Origin of the sequence: Candidatus Marifrigoribacter sp. Uisw_064 (genome assembly GCF_047730175.1) — a bacterium.
In the GTDB taxonomy this organism is placed as follows: Bacteria; Bacteroidota; Bacteroidia; order Flavobacteriales; family Flavobacteriaceae; genus Marifrigoribacter.
The window spans coordinates 825,888-845,763 of record NZ_CP159833.1 but is presented as its reverse complement, the minus strand read 5'-3'; the positions used below and the strand labels follow the sequence as shown (position 1 = coordinate 845,763).

Here is a 19,876-nt window from a genome sequence, read left to right as displayed (position 1 = left end):
ATGAATGTTCCTTCAAATTTAAAATATACAAAAGACCACGAATGGATTAGCATTGATGGTGATATAGCAACTGTTGGGATAACTGATTTTGCGCAGGGTGAATTAGGAGATATAGTTTATGTTGAAGTAGAAACTCTTGATGAAACTTTAGATGTTGATGAAGTTTTTGGAACAGTAGAAGCCGTAAAAACAGTTTCAGACTTATTTCTACCCCTTACAGGAGAGATTGTCGAGTTTAATGATTCATTAGAGTCTGAACCAGAAAAAGTGAATTCAGATCCTTATGGTGAGGGTTGGATGATTAAAATTAAATTTAGTAATCCTGAAGAAGTAGACCAATTACTAGATGTGGAAGCTTATAAAACTATCATTGGAGCCTAAGAAAATTTTATTAAGAGCGGTATTAATTTATACTTCCCTAATAACATTAGCTTTTTTATTACCTTCAATGGGTAGTATTAATCATTTCGATTTTTTTATTCCAATCGATAAATTAGTGCATTTTAGTATTCATTTAATCCTAGTTTTTATTTGGTTGAATGTAATTTTCATCTATAATAATAGGGTGATAAATTTAAAACGAATAGCCATTACAGTGCTAAGCTGTATAGTTTATGGCATAATAATTGAAATAGTACAACAGTTGTTTATAGAAACAAGAATGGCTGATTTTCTAGATATTATAGCTAATAGTGTAGGTACATTATTAGGGGTTTTAATTTTTTTAAAATTTAAATTCAGATTTAATTCTTGAAATATTTTATTTACAACAGATTTTGTATATTTTAGCAACACTATTAAAACTCTATTATGGAACCTAAAAAAAATCCCAAAGCTGATTTAAACCGTAGAAGCATGCTTTTCTTCCAATTAGGAATGATTTTAATGCTATTAATAACTTGGCAAGCCATTGAATATAAATCATATGATAGATCTGATATCGATACTGGTTTAGCTGATATTGGTGATGAATTAGATGAGGATATCCCAATTACTGATCAATTGCCTCCACCACCACCTCCACCACCTCCTGCAGCTCCAGAAGAAATTGAAGTTGTTGAAGATGAAGAAGAAATAGAGGAAACTATTATAGAGTCTACCGAAACAAATCAAGAAGAGGAGATTGTAGAAATTGAAGAGATTGAAGAGGCAATGGAAGAAGAAATTGCAGATGTACCTTTTGCAGTTATTGAAAATGTACCGATTTATCCTGGTTGTGAAAATGCGGGTAACAATAATGCAAAGAAAAAATGTATGTCCGATAAAATTGCGGCATTCGTAAATAAAAAGTTCAATACTGAATTGGCTGGAGATCTAGGCTTAGAAGGAAGACAACGTATATCTGTTCAATTTAAAATTGATAAAAACGGAAATGTTGTAAATGTTCGTGCTCGTGCTCCACATCCAAAATTAGAACAAGAAGCGGTTAAAGTTGTAAGAGCGCTTCCCAAAATGCAACCTGGAAGACAAAGAGGTAGATCTGTAGGTGTATTATATTCACTTCCAATCTTATTTCAAGTAATGGATTAAGTTTTATATAAAAAAAATAGTTTATCCCGTTTTTAACGTATCGTTAGAAACGGGATTTTTTTTTGGCATAACCCTTGTATTACTATAATATATATTAACTCTTAAACATATATATTATGAAATCATCTAAACAAATTTTGACAAATGACCATCCAAAAACATTTTCAAAAAGAGAAGATAAAAAGAGTGTAAGTATTAATTGGAATTCTAGACTTTTTTTTCAAGTTGGGCTTATCGTTAGTTTACTAGCTGTTTTCTTCCTCATGGAGAGTACTTTTGGTTTAACAGTACAACGAGAAGTAGCAAGAGTAGACCCTTTTGAATTGAATGAAAATGAAAACCTTAATTTTGAGGTTGAAAAAGCAAAAGTAATTCCAGTAAAGGAAAAGGTAAGGAAACTAGTTGTACCTAAAAGACCAATACTGACAACTATAATTACAGTAGTGCCTAATACAAATATTACAGAGACAGAATTAGGGACCACTGAAATTGAACCTAATGTAATAATAGTTGATACTAAACCATTAATTGATATTAAAACGAAAAAAACCCATAGTGTTTTAGGAGTAGAATTTGCTCCAGTGTTTCCAGGTTGTGAATCTCTAACAAAGAATAATGAAAAAATAGACTGCATGTCTACTAATATAAAATTATTTATTAGAAGTAAGTTTCGGACCGATAATTTTTCAGATTTAAATTCAGGAACCAAACATATTATTTATGTTGAATTTAAAATTGATAAAAACGGAGATGTGGTTGATGTAAAAGCAATTGCGCAACATCAATCTCTTATAAAGGAGGCTTCGAGAGTGATCAGTAAATTACCAAAAATGACGCCGGGTAAACAAGGGAATACAAATGTGGATGTAATTTATAGAGTACCAATTAGATTTAATATAGATTAAAAAATTAAAAACCCCGTTCCCATATACTGAGAACGGGATTTTTTTAAACGATAGCATTGTAAAAATTCCGTATCTTTCGAGAATAAAAGACCTATTTACAATGAAGAAATTTGCCTCATTTCTTATTTCTATTATTTCCATTTCTATGCTTTCTCAAAACTCTCAAAATAAATTTGAGAAGTATCCTGTATTTACAGAATGTGCTGAAGAAAGTATTTCAGAATTAGAAAATTGTTTTAACTATACATTGCAACAATTCGTATTTGCGAATTTTAAAACACCCGACGTAGTTTTTTCTGAAAATTATAAAGGTAATGTTGAAGTCTTTTTTGAAGTAGACAAAGAAGGATCTTTTAAAATACTCTATGTAGATGCTTTCTATAATGAATTAAAGGAAGAAGTAAAAAAAATATTTGGAATGCTTCCAAAAATTTCTCCGGCAACCTATAATGGAAACCCAGCATATGTTCAGTATACGCTGCCTATTCAAATACCATTAGAAGAACCCCTAAGAAATGATGAAGAAATTTCTTTAGAACAAAAAAGACAAGATCTATTAAAACTAGAATACGATTCAATTGAAAAATTACCCTATTCAAACCAAGAATTTCGAAGTAATATAAACATCCCATTGTCTCATCAAAACTACAGTCGTTTTGATCCTTACCTTAATAAAGTAGGTTTAAATAATCATACAGCTCAAAAACCTTTTGTTTATTCTGAAGTAAATAAATATTATAATTTTGAAGAAGAAAATAATAAACTTGCTAAAAAAACGACAAATTGGTTAGGTAAAAAATGGTGGAATGAACATATGGTTACTCTAGCTACTAAAGATTTTTGGATGACTTTAGACCCTGGAGTAGATTTACAAATGGGGAAAGACACGGATGCAGATATAAACACCTATAACAATACCAGAATGGTATATGTTCAAGGAGGATTAGGAAAAGGGTTTAGTTTTTATGCAACTATACAAGAGAGTCAAGGAAGATTTGCAGGCTATTTTAATCGTTTTGCAGAATCCATTAAACCTGATGGTGGAAACCCGGCTATTATTCCTGGTAGGGGGATTGCGAAATCATTTAAAAGCGACTCGTACGATTATCCAATTGCAACAGGTCATATTTCATATACTCCTTCAAAATGGGTAAACTTTCAATTGGGGCACGGTAAAAATTTTATTGGTGACGGTTATCGCTCCTTATTATTAAGTGATAATGCAAGTCCGTATCCATTTTTAAAAGTAAATACTACTTTTTGGAAGTTAAAGTATACTAATACATGGATGTCTTTGCGAGATGTTCGTCCAGAAGTTACAGAGTCCGGATCATTTAGAACAAAATATATTGCGAATCATTATTTAAGTTATAATATTTCGAAACGTTTAAATATTGGATTATTCGAGACGGTAATCTGGGAAAATGATAATAATAGAGGATTTGATTTTAATTATATAAATCCAATAATTTTTTATAGAGCCATTGAGTTTTCTACAGGCTCAAGGGGAGGGAACGCAATTATAGGTTTAAGCGCCAAATATAAATTTACAGATCGGATTAATGCCTATTCTCAATTAATAATAGATGAATTTTCTACGAGTGATATATTTGGAGGAGAAGGAAGTTATAAAAATAAAATAGGATATCAAGTTGGTGTAAAATATTACGATGCTTTTGGTGTAAAAAAACTATATCTACAAGCAGAGTATAATAGAGTTAGACCTTATACCTACTCACATAATTCAATAGTGTTAAACTACGGTCATAATAATCAATCAATGGCGCATACCTTGGGCGCAAATTTTTCAGAATTTATTGCAATTGCAAGATATCAAAGAGGAAGAATATTTGGAGATGTTAAATTCATTATTGCGAAAAGAGGTTTAGAGTTTAATACTGATGAAGATGCATTGTTTTATGGAGGTGATATTTATGGAACTGAGGATAATCGACCTGCAGATAATGGAAATGAACTAGCACAAGGAAATACAACCGATTTTTTTCATGCAGAAATCCAAGTAGGATACCTTATTAATCCAGCGACCAATTTAAAAGTATATGGGAGTGTTGTTTTTAGAGATTTTCAACCATTAACCAACACTGCAACTACGTTTGATAATCAAACCACCTGGTTTAATTTTGGTATACGAACCGATTTATTTAATTGGTATAATGATTTCTAAGAGCACTATTTTAATGTAGCGACATCTTTATGATAGTTTGCATAAATAAAACGATAAGAATATCATATTTAAATTGAAAAGAATAAAGAGGTTTGTATCTTTGCGCCACTTAAGATGAGCTTGTTGAATACCCAGTTGCAAATTGAAAAAAAATCTATTATTTCTAACTTTTTAGAAGTAACAAAACACAGACTTTCTTTAAGTATTGTGTTCTCCTCTATTGCAGGTTATTTTTTAGGTGCCGAATCTATCGATTATTATATTCTAGTATTACTAAGTGTAGGAGGCTACTGTATGGTCGGAGCTTCTAATGTCTACAATCAGATAATTGAAAAAGATTTAGATGTACTTATGAATCGTACAAAGAATAGACCAATACCTTCAGGTAGAATGTCAGTAAATACAGCTTTTATAATAGCAGTTCTATTAACCGGTACTGGAATAGCATCACTTTATCTAATAAACCCTATAACAGCAATGTTTGGAGCTATCTGCATATTTATGTATGTTAGTTTATATACTCCTTTAAAAACAAGAACACCTCTTTCTGTATTTGTAGGTGCATTTCCAGGAGCCATTCCTTTTATGCTTGGTTGGGTAGCGGCTACAGGTGAATTCGGAATTGAGTCAGGAACATTGTTTATGATTCAATTTTTCTGGCAGTTTCCCCATTTCTGGGCTTTAGGGTGGTTTTTATATGAAGATTATAAAAAAGGAGGATTTTTTATGCTTCCCACAGGGAAACCAGATAAAGGTACTGCAATACAAATTGTATTGTACAGTATTTGGACATTTCTAGCATCTTTAATACCAGTTTTTGGGGTGACAGGACGTTTATACTTAACGCCATTTTCAGGAATAATTATAGGAATTCTAGGTCTAGTATTTATCTATTTTGCAATACGTTTATACAAAATAGGAACCAATAAAGTGGCAAAAGAACTTATGTTGGCTAGTGTAAGTTATATAACTTTATTGCAGATAATATATGTATTAGATAAATTTATTAGATAATGAGCAATTTAGAAGAAGAAAAAATGGAGGAAATACTAGAAAATCAAAACGATATTAAAAAAGTACATCGTGCTAAAAAAATGATGTTGTGGTTTGGTATTGTAAGCTTAGGGATGAGTTTTGCTGGATTAACAAGTGCTTATGTAATAAGTAAAGAACGACCAGATTGGTTGACAGATTTTGTTATTCCTCAATCATTTTACTTCAGTTTAATTGTTATCATCCTTAGTAGTATTACAATACATTTTGCAAAAACGAGTATTGTTGCTAAAGAAAGTAAAAGAGGTATGATACTTCTTATTATAACTTTTCTATTAGGAATTTCATTTACATACCTTCAATTTAGAGGTTTTTCTGAAATAATTTCTAATGGATATTATTTTACTGGAAGTGAAAGTTCCATAACAACTTCGTTTATATATTTAGTAGTAATACTACATTTAACACATATTATTTTTGCTTTGATTTCAGTTTTAGTGGTAATTTATAATCATTATAAACAGAAATATGCAAATGGAAATACGCTGGGCGTAGAACTGGCAACAACTTTTTGGCATTTTGTAGATTTTTTATGGATCTATTTGTTTTTATTTTTCTATTTCGTTAGATAAAAAATATGCTTATTTTTGGACTTTTATTTTAAACCAAATTCTTTATATGGAAGCAACTGTTGCTAAAACAGGTACTGATGAAAAAACCTGGGGAGGAGGAAACCGCCCTTTAAATGCCAGTTATGGTAAAATGATGATGTGGTTTTTCATTGTATCAGATGCATTAACCTTTTCAGGATTTCTTGCCGCTTATGGATTTTCAAGATTTAAATTTATAGACTCATGGCCAATAGCAGATGAGGTTTTTACCCACATACCTTTTGTGCACGGTAATTTTCCGATGTATTATGTGGCATTTATGACTTTTATTCTGATTTTCTCTTCAGTAACGATGGTATTAGCGGTTGATGCGGGACACCATATGAAAAAGAATAAAGTAATTATTTACCTTTTCTTAACCATTATTGGAGGTCTTATTTTTGTAGGTTCCCAAGCATGGGAATGGAAGACATTCATTAAAGGAAGTTATGGAGCTGTAGAAACTAAAGGAGGTAAAATACTTCAATTTTTAGATTCAGATATAGAAGGTGATTCTCAAAGAATTGCAATTGGAGATTTCGCAATTGAAATACCAACTGTAAGAAAAGATCATATAGAAAGTGAAGGTATTTGGTATCAATCAGAACCTGCTAGTACAAGTTTTTCTTTAGAAGAAGTAACGAAAGGTTTTCTTGCTGACGAATCATTATTAATACGTACTCAATATTTAAATGATAGAGGTGAACGTATTATATTATCTCGAGAAGAATCTATGGCAAAAATTACTGCTGATGGTAAAATGGTAGTAGAAGGAGCAAATTTAAAACACAATGAATACGGAACCCCTTTATTTGCTGATTTCTTTTTCTTTATAACAGGATTTCACGGATTTCACGTTTTTTCTGGAGTAATGTTCAACCTTATAGTATTCTTTAATGTTATAATTGGAACTTACGAACGTAGAGGACATTATGAAATGGTTGAAAAAGTAGGTTTATATTGGCACTTTGTAGATTTAGTATGGGTGTTTGTATTTACTGTATTCTACCTTGTTTAAATTTTTAATTTTAAGAAATGGCACACGCAGAACATAATTTAGCAATTTTCAGAGGACGCTTAAAGTTTAAATCGAACATTCAAAAAATTTGGGGTGTATTTATATTACTTTCTATAATCACGATGGTTGAGGTAGGTTTAGGTATTGCAAAACCTGAATTTTTAGTACAAGGAAAATTTTTAGCTTTAAAATATCTTAACTGGATTTTTCTTATACTAACCATAGTAAAAGCATATTATATTACTTGGGATTTCATGCATATGCGGGATGAAAAAAGTGGATTAAGAAGAGCTGTGGTTTGGACAACTATATTCTTAATAATATATCTTTTATTTATTATATTGGTAGAAGGAGATTATATTTTTAACATCTATAAAGAAGGGTTTATTAAATTTAATTTTTAATAATTATTCATTCTTATTTATTATATAAAGCCCTGTTTTCAGGGCTTTTTTATTTATAATTAGATTATAACTAAAAATTAACTATAAAAAGGTTGCTCCTCCTTTTTTTACCAAGTATTTTTGCAATGTGGAAAAGTCAGATAAAATAAAAAAGTTTACAGTTTTAGGGGTCTTATTTTTATTGCCTATAACGGTGTATTTGTTTTTTGCTTCAGGAGTAAATAATTTCGGGAAACTTCCAATACTTACTGAAAATGTTTCAGATATTAAAAATTTCACTTCCTTAGAAGGCCCTTCAGTACAATTAGAAAACCATATTACCGTTCTCGGTTTCTTCGGAAAAGATGTAGAGTCAAAAAAAGCAAATGCTTTTAACTTAGCACATAAGATTTATAAAAAATACTATCAGTTTCAAGATTTTCAATTTATAATAGTTATAGATGAAAATCAAAAAGAAGAAGCACTTCAGTTAAAAGAAAAATTAAAAGAAATTGAAGATCCTAAAAATTGGAAATTTGTTTTTGCTAGTGAAGACGAAGTTCAGGAAGTATTTCATTCATTAAAAAGTAATTATTCTTTAGATAAAAATATGTCTAGCCCTTATGTATTTATAATTGATCATGATAATAATTTACGGGGTAGAGATGAAGATAAAGATGAAGATGAAGGAGTTTTATTCGGATTTGATGCGCGAGATTATTCAGAGATAAACAATAAAATGGATGATGATATTAAGGTGATCATTGCAGAATATAGATTAGCATTAAAAAAGTACAATTCAAATAGAGAAATTTAAAATGAAAAACTACTCATACATAGGAATCTCTTTTATTATATTAATATTCGGAATTTGGGCAGTACCAAAAATTGTGGATACAATTTCAGGTTCAGAATTAGCAGAGATTGGGATTGTTCCCCCTTTTAGTTTTGCCAATCAAGATGGAGAAACTATCACGAATAAAACCTATAAAGGAAAAGTGTACATAGTGGAATTTTTCTTTACAAATTGCCCTTCTATTTGCCCTGTTATGAATAGAAATATGGTGAAAATTCAGAATAAATATTTTGGTAATCCTAAGGTTGGCTTTGCATCTTTTACGATAGACCCTGCAACAGACACCCAAGAAGTATTAAAACAATATGCCGAAAAATATAAAATTTCAAGTCCGAACTGGCATTTACTTACAGGTGAAAAGGAGAAAATATACGAACTAGCGAACAGTGGATTTAATTTGTATGTCGGTGAAAATGAAGAAATAGAAGGAGGTTTTGAGCATTCAGGATTTTTTGCTTTAATAGATCAAGAGGGGAATATTCGTTCTAGGCTAGATGAAAATAAAAATCCAGTTATTTATTATGATGGTTTAGAGGATAAGGGAATCCAAATGTTAATTGAAGATATAAAAAAGTTATTATAAAATGGCGAAAGAGATTTTAGAAAAATCAAAAAAATATACTAAGTGGATTTGGGTTTTATCCATCTTAATTCCAATTGTAGTTGCACTTCTTTTTAGTGTTAGAATTCCAGGTGTTGAGCGTATAGCATTTTTACCACCTTTGTATGCAAGTATTAATGCTATAACGGCAATTCTATTAGTTCTTGCTGTATTTCAGATTAAAAAAGGAAATAGAAAAACACATGAAAAAATGATGAAAACAGCAGTGGCATTATCTGCGCTGTTTCTTGTTCTTTATGTTCTTTATCATATGACTTCAGATTCAACAAAGTTTGGCGGCGAAGGAATTATAAAAAGTGTGTATTACTTTATTCTTATAAGTCATATATTATTATCAATCATTATTATTCCTTTTGTATTAATCACTTTTGTAAGAGGAATTACTTCAGATTTTGAAAAACATAAAAAAATAGCCAAAATTACGTTTCCATTATGGCTTTATGTGGCGGTTACTGGCGTTATAGTTTATATCTTAATTTCTCCTTATTATTAATAATATGCGGCTAAAATTTATTTTATTAACTCTATTATTCATTATAGCGGTATTACCTGTAGATGCTCAATGCGCAATGTGTAGGGCTGTTATAGAAAGTGATGAGAGTGGGCTTGTTGCAAAAGGAATTAATAATGGGATTGTATATTTAATGATGTTCCCTTATTTGTTAATTGCAGGAGTAGGTTATGCAATTTATAAAAGCAGAAAAAAGGCAAAAAAAGAATAAACTATAATTTCTTCATATTTAATGTAACAATAGTGCTTTAGAGGAGTCTTATTTAATCTGAAAAGGCTGTAAGTCTTAACAACACTTTCACATATTGCAGTGAATTATTTCTGTAAATTGTCAATTAAAAACTAGGCATGATTAAAATTAATAACTTACATAAATCGTATGTAATGGGGAGCAATTCTCTTCATGTTTTAAAAGGAATTAATTTTGAAGTAGAAGAAGGTGAAATGGTTGCTATTATGGGTTCTTCAGGTTCTGGAAAATCTACATTACTTAACATTTTAGGAATTTTAGATGAAGCCAATGAAGGTGTATATGAGCTTAATGATAAAGTGATTAAAAATTTAAATGAAAAAGTAGCAGCTCAATACAGAAGCAAATTTCTCGGTTTTATATTTCAGTCTTTTAACTTAATAGGCTATAAATCTGCATTAGATAATGTTGCAATGCCCTTATATTATCAAGGAGTTAAACGTAATGTCCGAATGGAAAAAGCGATGCATTATCTAGAAAAAGTTGGTCTTGCAGATTGGGCTTCACATTTACCAAATCAATTATCAGGTGGTCAAAAACAACGTGTAGCAATAGCTCGAGCTTTAGTAAGTGATCCTAAAGTATTACTTGCTGATGAGCCTACTGGAGCATTAGACAGTACTACATCGTATGAAGTAATGGAACTTATTCAGGGCATTAATGATGAAGGAAAAACAATCTTAGTAGTTACTCATGAAGATGATATCGCTCACATGTGTAAGCGAATTGTGCATCTTAAAGATGGAGTAATTATTGAAGATATTAAGGTGAAACAAGTAAGAGTTAAAGCCAAATCTCATGTTTAATATAGAACGTTGGCAAGAGATATTTGATAGCATGGGCAAGAACAAATTGCAAACCTTTTTAACAATGGTTTCTGTTTTTTTTGGAATTTTTATTTTGGTCATACTTGTGGGCTTCAGTAGTGGGATTGAAAATGGCGTTCGGAGTGAATTCGAACAGGATGCTACTAACCGACTTTCGGTATGGACGGGAATGACCACTAAAGGTTACAAAGGGCTCAATCCTGGGCGCGTTATTCAACTTCGAAATGGTGATTTTGATGAAATGAATAGGAAGCATAAAGAAAATATAGAATACAAAAGCGGGCTGTACTCCATTTGGGGCGCCGAAGTAACTTATGGGAATCAGAATGGAAACTATAGAGTAGAAGGAGCTGGGCCAGATCAACAGTTCATCGAAAATGCAACTATGGTTTCGGGACGTTTTGTGAATCAGTCAGATATGGATGCTGGTTTAAAAATTGCCGTTCTTGGTAATCAAATGAAACAGGATCTCTTCAAGGATGAGGAAGCTGTTGGCAAATTAATAAAGGTCTTTGGTATTAACTTTTTAGTAGTTGGAGTTTATACAGACCCTGGTGGTGAACGTGAAGAGAACCGAGCTTTTATTCCTGTGACAACGGCACAGCGAGTTTTTAACGCAGGAGATAAGTTGCGTTCCTTGGTTTATACGGTGAAAATGAGTGAAGATTTTGATGAAGCAGTTGCCTTGTCGGCTTCGATGAAGGATCAATTCGAGAATGACCTCAAATCAAAACACAGCGTTGCTCCAGATGATACAAGTGCTGTTCGTGTTTTTGACACTTTAGAAGAGGCCAAACAAATTTATGGACTCATCGACACTATTCGAATGGTTTTTTGGTTTATAGGGTTAGGAACGATTATAGCAGGAGTGATGGGAGTGAGTAATATCATGCTAATTGTTGTGAAGGAAAGAACAAAAGAAATTGGAATTAGGAAAGCCATAGGAGCTTTACCTAGCTCAATTATAGCAATGATTTTGCAAGAAGCTATTTTTATTACAGCAATTGCAGGTTTTATGGGATTATTTGCCGGTGTAGCTTTATTAGAATTAGTGGGCCCACAAATTGAAAGTGATTTTATTAAGTATCCACAGGTTGATTTTAATACAGCTATGATTACAGTGTTTGTTTTGATCGCTGCTGGCGCTCTAGCAGGATTTATCCCTGCAAGACGAGCTGCACACATTAAGCCAATAGATGCACTAAGAGACGAATAATATGTTTAACAAGGATCGTTGGAACGAAATATTAGAGGCGTTGAACGCAAATAAAGTAAGAACTTTTCTTACTGCTTTTGGTGTGTTCTGGGGTATTTTTATCCTGGTTACACTTTTAGCTCTTACCAATGGATTACGGAACGGTGTTCAAGCAGATTTTGGTGATTTTGCAACCAATTCTATTTTTATGTGGACACAAGGAACTTCAATGCCTTATAAAGGACTTCCTAAAGGACGACGTTTCAATTTTAAAACGGAGGATGTTGAGGTTTTGAAAGAGCAGATACCTGAGCTTAAGTATGTGTCTCCCAGAAACCAGCTAGGTGGATTTCGAGGAGCCAATAATGTGATAAGAAATGAGAAGTCGGGTGCTTTTAGTATTTATGGCGATTATCCAGAGTTTATAAAACAACAACCCATGGATATTATGGAGGGACGGTTTTTAAGTTATGGTGATATTGAAGAAAAAAGAAAAGTTGCCGTAATTGGAAAGGATGTGATTAATGGTCTATACGATAAGGGAGAACAAGTCATTGACACCTATATCAAAATTAATGGAATTAATTTTTTAGTAGTAGGTACGTTTAAGATGGGTAATAGTAATGGGGACAGTCAAGACGAGAGCAATACCATCTATGTACCATTTACTACATTTGGGCAAGCGTTTAATAGGGCGAATAATGTTGGTTGGATGGCAATAACAGCTCATGATAATACAAGTATAACAAGATTGAAGCCAAAAATTATGGCTACTATGCGTGAGCAAAGAAATATACATCCTGATGATAAAAGAGCCATAGGAAGTTTTGATTTGGCCGAACAATTTGCACGAATAAGTGGATTGTTTACCATTCTATCATTGGTTGGATATGTGGTTGGAGCTTTGGTATTAATTTCTGGAGCCATTGGAATTAGTAATATTATGCTTATCGTTGTAAAAGAACGAACCAAGGAAATTGGTGTAAGACGAGCCTTGGGAGCCACCCCATGGAATATTAGATTACAAATTTTACAGGAATCAATATTTTTGACCATAATTTCTGGAATGGCAGGAATCGCTTTTGCCTCCTTTTTAATCTGGATAATGAATACTATTTTAGATAGCGTTGGTCCTGTTAAAAACTTTGCAAACCCTTCAGTAAAAATTGGTGTTGTAGTAACTGCCTTCATTATATTAATTATCTCTGGAGTCTTAGCTGGACTTATCCCAGCTGTTCGCGCTACAAAAATGAAACCCGTGGACGCTTTGCGAACCGATTAAATATATAATTATTAATAATCAATTACTCATATGAAACGAATTGGAACCATTATAGTACTAGCCCTTATAGTCTTAAGCTGTGTAGGTGGTGTATACTATCTCTATCAAAAAAATCAAGAAGACCCAGTGACGTATGCTACGGAGTCAGCATCCAAAGGGAGTATTATTAAAAAGACAGTGGCAACGGGTAGTATTGTGCCTAAGGAGGAGATCCTCATTAAACCGAATATTTCTGGAATTATTGATGAAATATTCGTAGAAGCAGGTGATGTTATCAAAGCTGGAGATCTTATTGCAAAAGTTAAAGTTGTTCCCAATGTGAATTCTCTTAGCAGTGCTAAGAATAATATTAATTCAGTAAGAACCCAGGTGGAGACAGCCCGTTTAGCATTGGAAAGTGAAAAAAGTATATATAATAGGCAAAAGGGACTATTCGAAAAAGGAGTGGTTTCTGCGAACGAATTTGACAGAGCTAAGTTGAGTTATAATCAGGCTCAACAGCGATACAATCAGGAGAAAGTAAGTTTGTCTGGTGCGCAACAAACGTTTGATATTGTAAAAACAGGAACTACAAGAGGTTTGGGCGCTTCAGCTAATACAGAGATTAGAGCAACAGTATCTGGGATGGTATTGGATATTCCAGTGAAAACAGGAAATCAGGTTATCGAATCAAATAATTTTAATGATGGTACAACAATAGCAATCTTGGCTAATGTAGATGAAATGATTTTTGAAGGTAAAGTAGATGAAAGTGAGGTGGGTAAAATAAAAGAAAATTTACCATTAGAAATTACGGTAGGTGCCATTGAAAATAAGAAGTTTGATGCCATCTTGGATTATATTGCTCCAAAAGGAGTAAGTGAAAATGGAGCGATTCAATTTGAAATAAAAGGAACACTTAACATACTAGATACCACTTTTATTAGAGCAGGCTTAAGTGCTAATGCTTCGATTATTCTAGCTCGAGCAGACAGTGTCTTGACATTAAAGGAAGCACTCATTCAATACGATGTTAAAACCCAAAAACCCTATGTTGAGTTAGAAGTAGGGGATCAAGATTTTGAACGAAGAGATATAGAGCTAGGAATAAGTGACGGGATCAATGTAGAAGTAAAAAGCGGTGTTTCGATAGAGGATAAAATAAAAGTTTGGAATCAATTAAAGCCTGCTAATCAATGGGGAGGTCAATAATTGTAACAATTTTTGTAACAATTTTAACATTTAAAAGACAAATTCAACAACAACAATTAATATGAAGAAGTTAGTAATTATATTTTTATTCCTCAGCATCGGTTTTTCTGTAAGTGCTCAAAATAAAAAATGGACCTTACAAGAATGTGTTGAGTATGCATTAAAAAATAATATTTCAGTGAAACAATCTGAATTAGACGTTCAACTTTCAGATATAGAAAAAAGCGATGCCTTTGGTAACTTTTTTCCTAATTTGAATGCTTCTGCTTCAAATTCATGGAATACAGGTTTAACTCAAAATATTACAACGGGAGTATTAGAAACTCAAACCTCAAGAAACTCATCGTATAGTTTTAGTGCAGGGGTTAATATATTTAATGGTTTACGTAATCACCGACAATTTCAAAGAGCCAAGCTATCGCAATTGGCTTCACAATATAATCTTGATAAAATGCAAGATGATATTGCTTTATTTGTAGCCAATAGTTTTTTACAAGTGCTTTTAAATAAGGCAAATTTAAAAGTCATTCAATCTCAAAATGAAGTAACCCTAGAGCAAATAAAGAGGACACAAGATTTAGTAGATGCTGGAGTACTTCCAAGAGGAGATTTATTAGAAATTCAAGCGACTAATGCTAGTGAAAAACAACGAATTGCTGTGGCTGAAAATACAGTAACAATTTCTCTTATTAGTTTAGCACAATTATTGTTAGTTAAAGATTATCCTTCTTTTGATATAGTTGATGATAATTACAATATCATTGATGATGGATTTTCTTCAAAAAATGTGGATGAAGTGATTGAAGCAGCTAAAGAAAATAGATACGAAGTTAAGATTGCTGAAAAAAATGTAGAATTAGCTGAGAAAGACCTACAAATTGCAAAAAGTTCTTATTTACCTTCTCTAAGCGGTTTCTTTAATTACAATACCCGTGAATCTGGTTCTAATAGATTTGTACAAGGTGTAGATACTGACAATCCATTAATTACAAGTGATATTGGTATAGTAGAATCTACTGGACAAAATGTGGTAGGTACTTTTTCTAATACTATTATTGAAGAATTAAACCCCTTGCCTTATGGAGAACAACTATATTTAAATGATGGTATCTCTTATGGTGTGTCTTTAAATGTACCTGTTTTTAATGGGTTTTCAGCCCGCAATAATGTAAAACGTAGCAAGGTAAACGTTTTACGAAGTGAGTTTAGATTAGAGCAAGCTACACTCGATTTAGAATCTAATGTATATCAAGCATTCGTTGACTCTAAAGGAGCTTTAAAATCATATGAGGCAGCTTTAGCTGCATTAGAATCTCAAAAATTAGCATATCAATACGCAAAAGATCGATACGATGTTGGATTAACAAACGCATTCGATTTTAGTCAATCTAAATTGAGATATGACAATGCACAAATAGAAGAAAATCGCTCTAAATATGATTATATTTTTAAATTGAAAGTATTAGAATTATATTTTGGAGTGCCTGCAACAGAACTTAAATTTTAGATATGAAGAAAAAAACACTTATTTGGTTAGGTTCAATAGTTGTAATTCTATTGATTTTATTGATGTTTGGTAAAAAACAAGGGTGGTTTGGTAAAAGTGGACACTTTAAAGAAGTAGAAATTACCAAAATTGAGTTAATGGATATAATTGAAACTGTTGCTGCTACAGGTAAAATTCAACCAGAAATAGAAGTAAAACTTTCTTCTGAAGTCTCAGGTGAAATTATTGAACTGCCAATAAAAGAAGGACAGCAAGTTAAAAAGGGAGATTTATTAGTTAAAATTAATCCCGATTTAATTCAAGCAGTTGTTAACCAATCACAATCTGGATTACAGAATATGAGAGCTCAATTAGCTCAAGCAGAAGCAAGTCTTAAAAATTCAAAATCCAATTACGATCGTAGTAAAGCCTTATTTGAAAAAGGTGTAATTTCAAAATCAGATTGGGATAATGCAATCGCAGATTACGAAAGAGCGCAAGCGAGTGTACAATCGATGTATTACAATGTTCAAAGTGCAGCGTCAACGGTAAAACAATCAAAAGATAATTTGTCTCGTACTTCGATATATGCACCTATGGATGGTACCATTTCAAAATTGTCTGTCGAACTTGGAGAGCGAGTTGTTGGAACAGCACAAATGGCAGGAACTGAAATAGTAAGAGTTGCTAATTTAGATAATATGGAGGTTGAGGTAGATGTAAATGAAACCGATATTGTAAAAGTAAATATTGGTGATTCTACCATTGTTGAAGTGGATGCATATTTAAAAAGAGAATTTAAAGGAATTGTTACTGAAATTGCAAATTCTGCTGAAAACGCTGCGTCTGTAGATCAGGTAACCAATTTTAAGGTAAAAGTTAGAATAGTTCCAGAATCTTATATTGATTTAACCAAAGGTAAACCAGAACATTATTCTCCATTTAGACCTGGTATGACTGCAACTGTAGATGTAATTACAGATAAAAAGGAAAAAATTATAGGAGTGCCGATTAGTGCTATTGTTATTAAAACAGATACCTCTTCTTCTAAAAAGATTGTGGTTAAAAAAACTAAAGCTGAAAATGTAGAAAAGTTTGAATGTGTTTTTGTTAAAAATGGCAATGAAGCAAAACTACGTATAGTTACAACTGGAATTCAAGACGATTCTAACATTGAAATTATTTCAGGATTAACTGAAGATGATGAGGTGGTTACAGGTCCTTATACTGTGGTAACAAAATCATTAAAACCAGGAGATAAGATTGAACAAATTTCTTCCGAAGAAGGAGAAAGCGATAAAGAAGAGGGATAATGGCAATCATATTATGTCTTGAAACATCGACAACAAACTGTTCTGTAGGGCTTTCAGTTAATGGAAGCATTGTTGCTTTAAAAGAAGATAATAGCAAACACTATTCCCATGCTGAAAGGCTGCATGTTTTTATTGAGGAATTATTAATCGAAAATAAAATCACAAAAGCTAATTTAGATGCAATAGCAGTAAGTAAAGGTCCAGGGTCCTATACTGGACTTCGAATAGGAGTTTCAGCCGCAAAAGGGCTTTGTTTTGCTTTAGGTATCCCTTTAATATCTATTCCAACATTAGAGATATTGGCAAATCAATTGCAAATTGAAAATGGAATAATTGTTTCGATGCTAGATGCGCGTAGAATGGAAGTATATTCTTCGGTTTATGATAATGATGTTATCGAAGTTAGGGAAACTAGAGCTGAAGTGCTAGACCAAGAATCCTTTGCGGAGTATTTAAATGATGATACCGTTTTTTTTATAGGGGATGGTGTTGAAAAATTTAAAACGCTATGTTCCCATAAGAATGCTAATTTTGTTGAAGATAGAATGCCATCCTCTAATGAAATGGCTTTATTAGCAGAAAAAAAGTATAAAAAAAGCGACATCGAAGATGTCGCCTATTTTGAACCTTATTATTTAAAAGATTTTGTTACCAATTAGCATCTTTCATTGAATCGAAATAACGTACTATTTTTATAAAAATATTTTCATCAGTTATATCTAAATCATCATTTATTAATCTTCTAGTACTTGTTGTTATATAATCTTCACCTACAATAATAGCTTTAATTTCATTTTGAGCTAAAGTTAATTCTGTTAAACAAACAAAAATTATTAATATGTAATACTTTTCATATGCTATTTATTCATATTATAAATTTGCAAATAAAAAAAGGCAACAAATTATTTGCTGCCTTTTTTGTTATTTATTTTATTCTTTAAAAGATTTTAAAGCATATTAGTATCGCAATATCTAAAGGCTTTAATTAATCCTTTTTCTTCTGTGATGTCAATTTTATTAGTTTTAATATAAGATTTGATGCCTTTATTAAGTTCACTAAGCATTTTAATTGTTTTGCTTTTTGAAGATGGAACTTCATTCATTTTTCCATCTTTTGACATTATATAATATAAAGGCTTGTCTTTAAAGTTAGCTGGAATATCTCTTTCGAATGATGTTTTAGCTTTTTTCTCTGGATAATATTTTTTGATCAACTTTTTATATAGCATTACATTTTTTCCTTTTTGTAACTCTAAAAAGTAACCTCCTTCAGGTATTCCTTCTGTTTTTGCTATGTATACAAATTTATCATTAATTATCGTAACATAAATATCTGGAGATTTTGTTAAAGCTTTTAAATCTGATTCTTCATCATTAGGATATTCTTTAACCTCCATTTCATCAGCATAAATATTATATCTTAATGATGTATTAGGAGCTGTATTCTCATTGTTAATATATATATCTCCAATTAAGAAGTTTGGGTTGTTATAAGGAGTTCCTTCGTATACATCTAAGTAATCTAGGTTTAAATTATTTCTAGTAATATGTTCAAACATTACTGTATTCTTTCTAGTTTGCATTCCATTTTGTGCTTTTACTTCAGAAAATGAAATGATACTTAGTAAAGAAAATATTAAAATATTTTTATTCATGGTATTTTTATTAAGTATGAGCAATTTATTATATGGTAAAAGTAAACAGGAATGAGGGTTTAAACAAGTCTATTCAACCTGTATTTATAAAAAGGGGGTCGGTATTTATAAATACCGACCCCCTTAATCCATTAAGGTGCATATTATAATGAATTATAATATACTACAACCTTTTTCAGCCCTTTTTCCTTTTTAATATTAAGCTTATTTTCTTTAAGAAAAGCTTTTATTTCTTTTTTATGGGAACCAAAGGTCTCAATTATTCCATTTTTCGAATTAGGTAATTCAAATAATGTTCCTTCTTTATTTAACAAATAATATACATCATCACTTTTATATGTTGCTTGTGTATTAACCGCCATAGAGCTATATGCTTTTTTACCTGGTATAAACTTCTTTTTAATCTTTTTTAAATACGATATATTTTCACCTTCTTGTAATAATAGAAAATATCCATTTGCTGTATTTGTGCTATTTGGGCGAATAAATACAAACTCTTTAATCCCTATTTTAATACTTAGGCTATTTTTCTTAAATAATGTTTTAACTAAATCGCTAGTTGGATTTAGACTATTTTTTATTTCAAATTCGTCTTTACTTGCATTATATCTAAGGCTTTTATTAGTAGCCAATAATTCTCCATTTTTATAAATGTTTCCTTTTATAAACACTTCATTAAAATAGGGAGATCCCGTATAATCATTTGAATTTTCTTTTAAGTTGATTGTTTTGTTCGAGATATATTCACTTTCTAAATTATTATTGAAAGATTGTTGAGAAGAAGCAGTGTAGCTTATTAGTAATATTAAGTAATAAAGAGAGGTTCTTTTTTTCATTTTTTTTTTAATTATAGATTTATAAAACAGTTAACATTCTATTTACCCTACGCCTTTTTTTTAATTTAACATAAAATTAATAATATAGCAATTGTAAATAAATTTGTTTATAAATGTCCAATAGGTAACGCCTATAAACATTAACTAATCCGAAGAAAGTTTACTTTATGATTTTTTTTAAATTGAGG

At 31.3% G+C, this 19,876-nt stretch carries 22 protein-coding genes; 20 read left to right on the top strand and 2 right to left on the bottom strand.

The window, feature by feature from the left end:
• The 20 genes from gcvH (at position 1) to tsaB (ending at position 17,856) form a co-directional block, all read left to right on the top strand.
• The gene (gene gcvH / locus ABXT64_RS03830) at positions 1-381 is read left to right on the top strand and encodes a glycine cleavage system protein GcvH (protein WP_443634076.1); all 381 of its coding nucleotides are present in this window, start codon (positions 1-3) and stop codon (positions 379-381) included.
• A complete protein-coding gene (locus ABXT64_RS03825) occupies positions 347-754 on the top strand; it encodes a VanZ family protein (RefSeq protein WP_443634074.1) in 408 nt (135 codons plus the stop codon). Before gcvH ends, ABXT64_RS03825 begins: the two co-directional genes overlap by 35 nt.
• A 56-nt stretch (positions 755-810) precedes the next feature.
• Positions 811-1,530 (top strand): energy transducer TonB, encoded by a 720-nt coding sequence (locus ABXT64_RS03820; RefSeq protein ID WP_443634073.1) that lies wholly within the window; start codon positions 811-813, stop codon positions 1,528-1,530.
• Between the two features lie 116 nt (positions 1,531-1,646).
• Positions 1,647-2,435, top strand: a complete 789-nt coding sequence (locus tag ABXT64_RS03815; protein ID WP_443634071.1) for an energy transducer TonB — start codon at positions 1,647-1,649, stop codon at positions 2,433-2,435.
• Between the two features lie 100 nt (positions 2,436-2,535).
• Positions 2,536-4,620, top strand: coding sequence for a gliding motility protein RemB (locus ABXT64_RS03810; protein WP_443634070.1), 2,085 nt, complete (start codon positions 2,536-2,538; stop codon positions 4,618-4,620).
• Positions 4,621-4,734: 114 nt separating this feature from the next.
• On the top strand, positions 4,735-5,634 hold the full coding sequence (gene cyoE, locus ABXT64_RS03805; RefSeq protein WP_443634069.1) for a heme o synthase: 900 nt from the start codon (positions 4,735-4,737) through the stop codon (positions 5,632-5,634).
• Positions 5,634-6,245: a cytochrome c oxidase subunit 3 gene (locus ABXT64_RS03800; protein WP_443634067.1), complete on the top strand. Its 612-nt coding sequence runs from the start codon at positions 5,634-5,636 to the stop codon at positions 6,243-6,245. The genes cyoE and ABXT64_RS03800 overlap by 1 nt, the downstream gene beginning before the upstream one ends.
• Before the next feature lie 46 nt (positions 6,246-6,291).
• A complete protein-coding gene (locus ABXT64_RS03795; RefSeq protein ID WP_443634066.1) occupies positions 6,292-7,281 on the top strand; it encodes a cytochrome c oxidase subunit 3 in 990 nt (329 codons plus the stop codon).
• 17 nt (positions 7,282-7,298) lie between these two features.
• Positions 7,299-7,685, top strand: coding sequence for a cytochrome C oxidase subunit IV family protein (locus ABXT64_RS03790; RefSeq protein ID WP_443634064.1), 387 nt, complete (start codon positions 7,299-7,301; stop codon positions 7,683-7,685).
• A gap of 127 nt (positions 7,686-7,812) precedes the next feature.
• A complete protein-coding gene (locus tag ABXT64_RS03785) occupies positions 7,813-8,481 on the top strand; it encodes a hypothetical protein (protein WP_443634063.1) in 669 nt (222 codons plus the stop codon).
• A gap of 1 nt (position 8,482) precedes the next feature.
• Positions 8,483-9,103, top strand: coding sequence for an SCO family protein (locus ABXT64_RS03780; protein ID WP_443634061.1), 621 nt, complete (start codon positions 8,483-8,485; stop codon positions 9,101-9,103).
• A gap of 1 nt (position 9,104) precedes the next feature.
• Positions 9,105-9,635, top strand: coding sequence for a DUF420 domain-containing protein (locus tag ABXT64_RS03775; RefSeq protein ID WP_443634059.1), 531 nt, complete (start codon positions 9,105-9,107; stop codon positions 9,633-9,635).
• A 4-nt stretch (positions 9,636-9,639) separates the two neighbouring features.
• Entirely contained in the window at positions 9,640-9,864 is a 225-nt protein-coding gene (locus tag ABXT64_RS03770; RefSeq protein WP_443634058.1) for a hypothetical protein, read from the top strand.
• A gap of 137 nt (positions 9,865-10,001) precedes the next feature.
• Positions 10,002-10,709, top strand: a complete 708-nt coding sequence (locus tag ABXT64_RS03765; RefSeq protein WP_443634057.1) for an ABC transporter ATP-binding protein — start codon at positions 10,002-10,004, stop codon at positions 10,707-10,709.
• Positions 10,702-11,946 carry an ABC transporter permease gene (locus tag ABXT64_RS03760; protein ID WP_443634056.1) on the top strand — a complete coding sequence of 415 codons (1,245 nt, stop codon included), beginning with the start codon at positions 10,702-10,704 and terminating at the stop codon, positions 11,944-11,946. The genes ABXT64_RS03765 and ABXT64_RS03760 overlap by 8 nt, the downstream gene beginning before the upstream one ends.
• 1 nt (position 11,947) lies before the next feature.
• The gene (locus ABXT64_RS03755) at positions 11,948-13,207 is read left to right on the top strand and encodes an ABC transporter permease (RefSeq protein WP_443634054.1); all 1,260 of its coding nucleotides are present in this window, start codon (positions 11,948-11,950) and stop codon (positions 13,205-13,207) included.
• A 30-nt stretch (positions 13,208-13,237) separates the two neighbouring features.
• Positions 13,238-14,398 (top strand): efflux RND transporter periplasmic adaptor subunit, encoded by a 1,161-nt coding sequence (locus ABXT64_RS03750; protein ID WP_443634053.1) that lies wholly within the window; start codon positions 13,238-13,240, stop codon positions 14,396-14,398.
• Between the two features lie 61 nt (positions 14,399-14,459).
• Positions 14,460-15,905: a TolC family protein gene (locus ABXT64_RS03745; protein WP_443634051.1), complete on the top strand. Its 1,446-nt coding sequence runs from the start codon at positions 14,460-14,462 to the stop codon at positions 15,903-15,905.
• A 2-nt stretch (positions 15,906-15,907) separates the two neighbouring features.
• Positions 15,908-17,197 carry an efflux RND transporter periplasmic adaptor subunit gene (locus tag ABXT64_RS03740; protein WP_443634050.1) on the top strand — a complete coding sequence of 430 codons (1,290 nt, stop codon included), beginning with the start codon at positions 15,908-15,910 and terminating at the stop codon, positions 17,195-17,197.
• The gene (tsaB, locus tag ABXT64_RS03735) at positions 17,197-17,856 is read left to right on the top strand and encodes a tRNA (adenosine(37)-N6)-threonylcarbamoyltransferase complex dimerization subunit type 1 TsaB (protein ID WP_443634049.1); all 660 of its coding nucleotides are present in this window, start codon (positions 17,197-17,199) and stop codon (positions 17,854-17,856) included. The genes ABXT64_RS03740 and tsaB overlap by 1 nt, the downstream gene beginning before the upstream one ends.
• Positions 17,857-18,144: 288 nt before the next feature.
• Here tsaB and ABXT64_RS03730 read toward each other — a convergent pair whose 3' ends face one another.
• Together ABXT64_RS03730 and ABXT64_RS03725 are read right to left on the bottom strand one after the other, a co-directional pair.
• Entirely contained in the window at positions 18,145-18,852 is a 708-nt protein-coding gene (locus ABXT64_RS03730; RefSeq protein ID WP_443634047.1) for a hypothetical protein, read from the bottom strand.
• 143 nt (positions 18,853-18,995) lie between these two features.
• Complete coding sequence (locus ABXT64_RS03725) at positions 18,996-19,688, bottom strand: hypothetical protein (protein ID WP_443634046.1); 693 nt, start codon at positions 19,686-19,688, stop codon at positions 18,996-18,998.
• Positions 19,689-19,876: the final 188 nt, after the last annotated feature.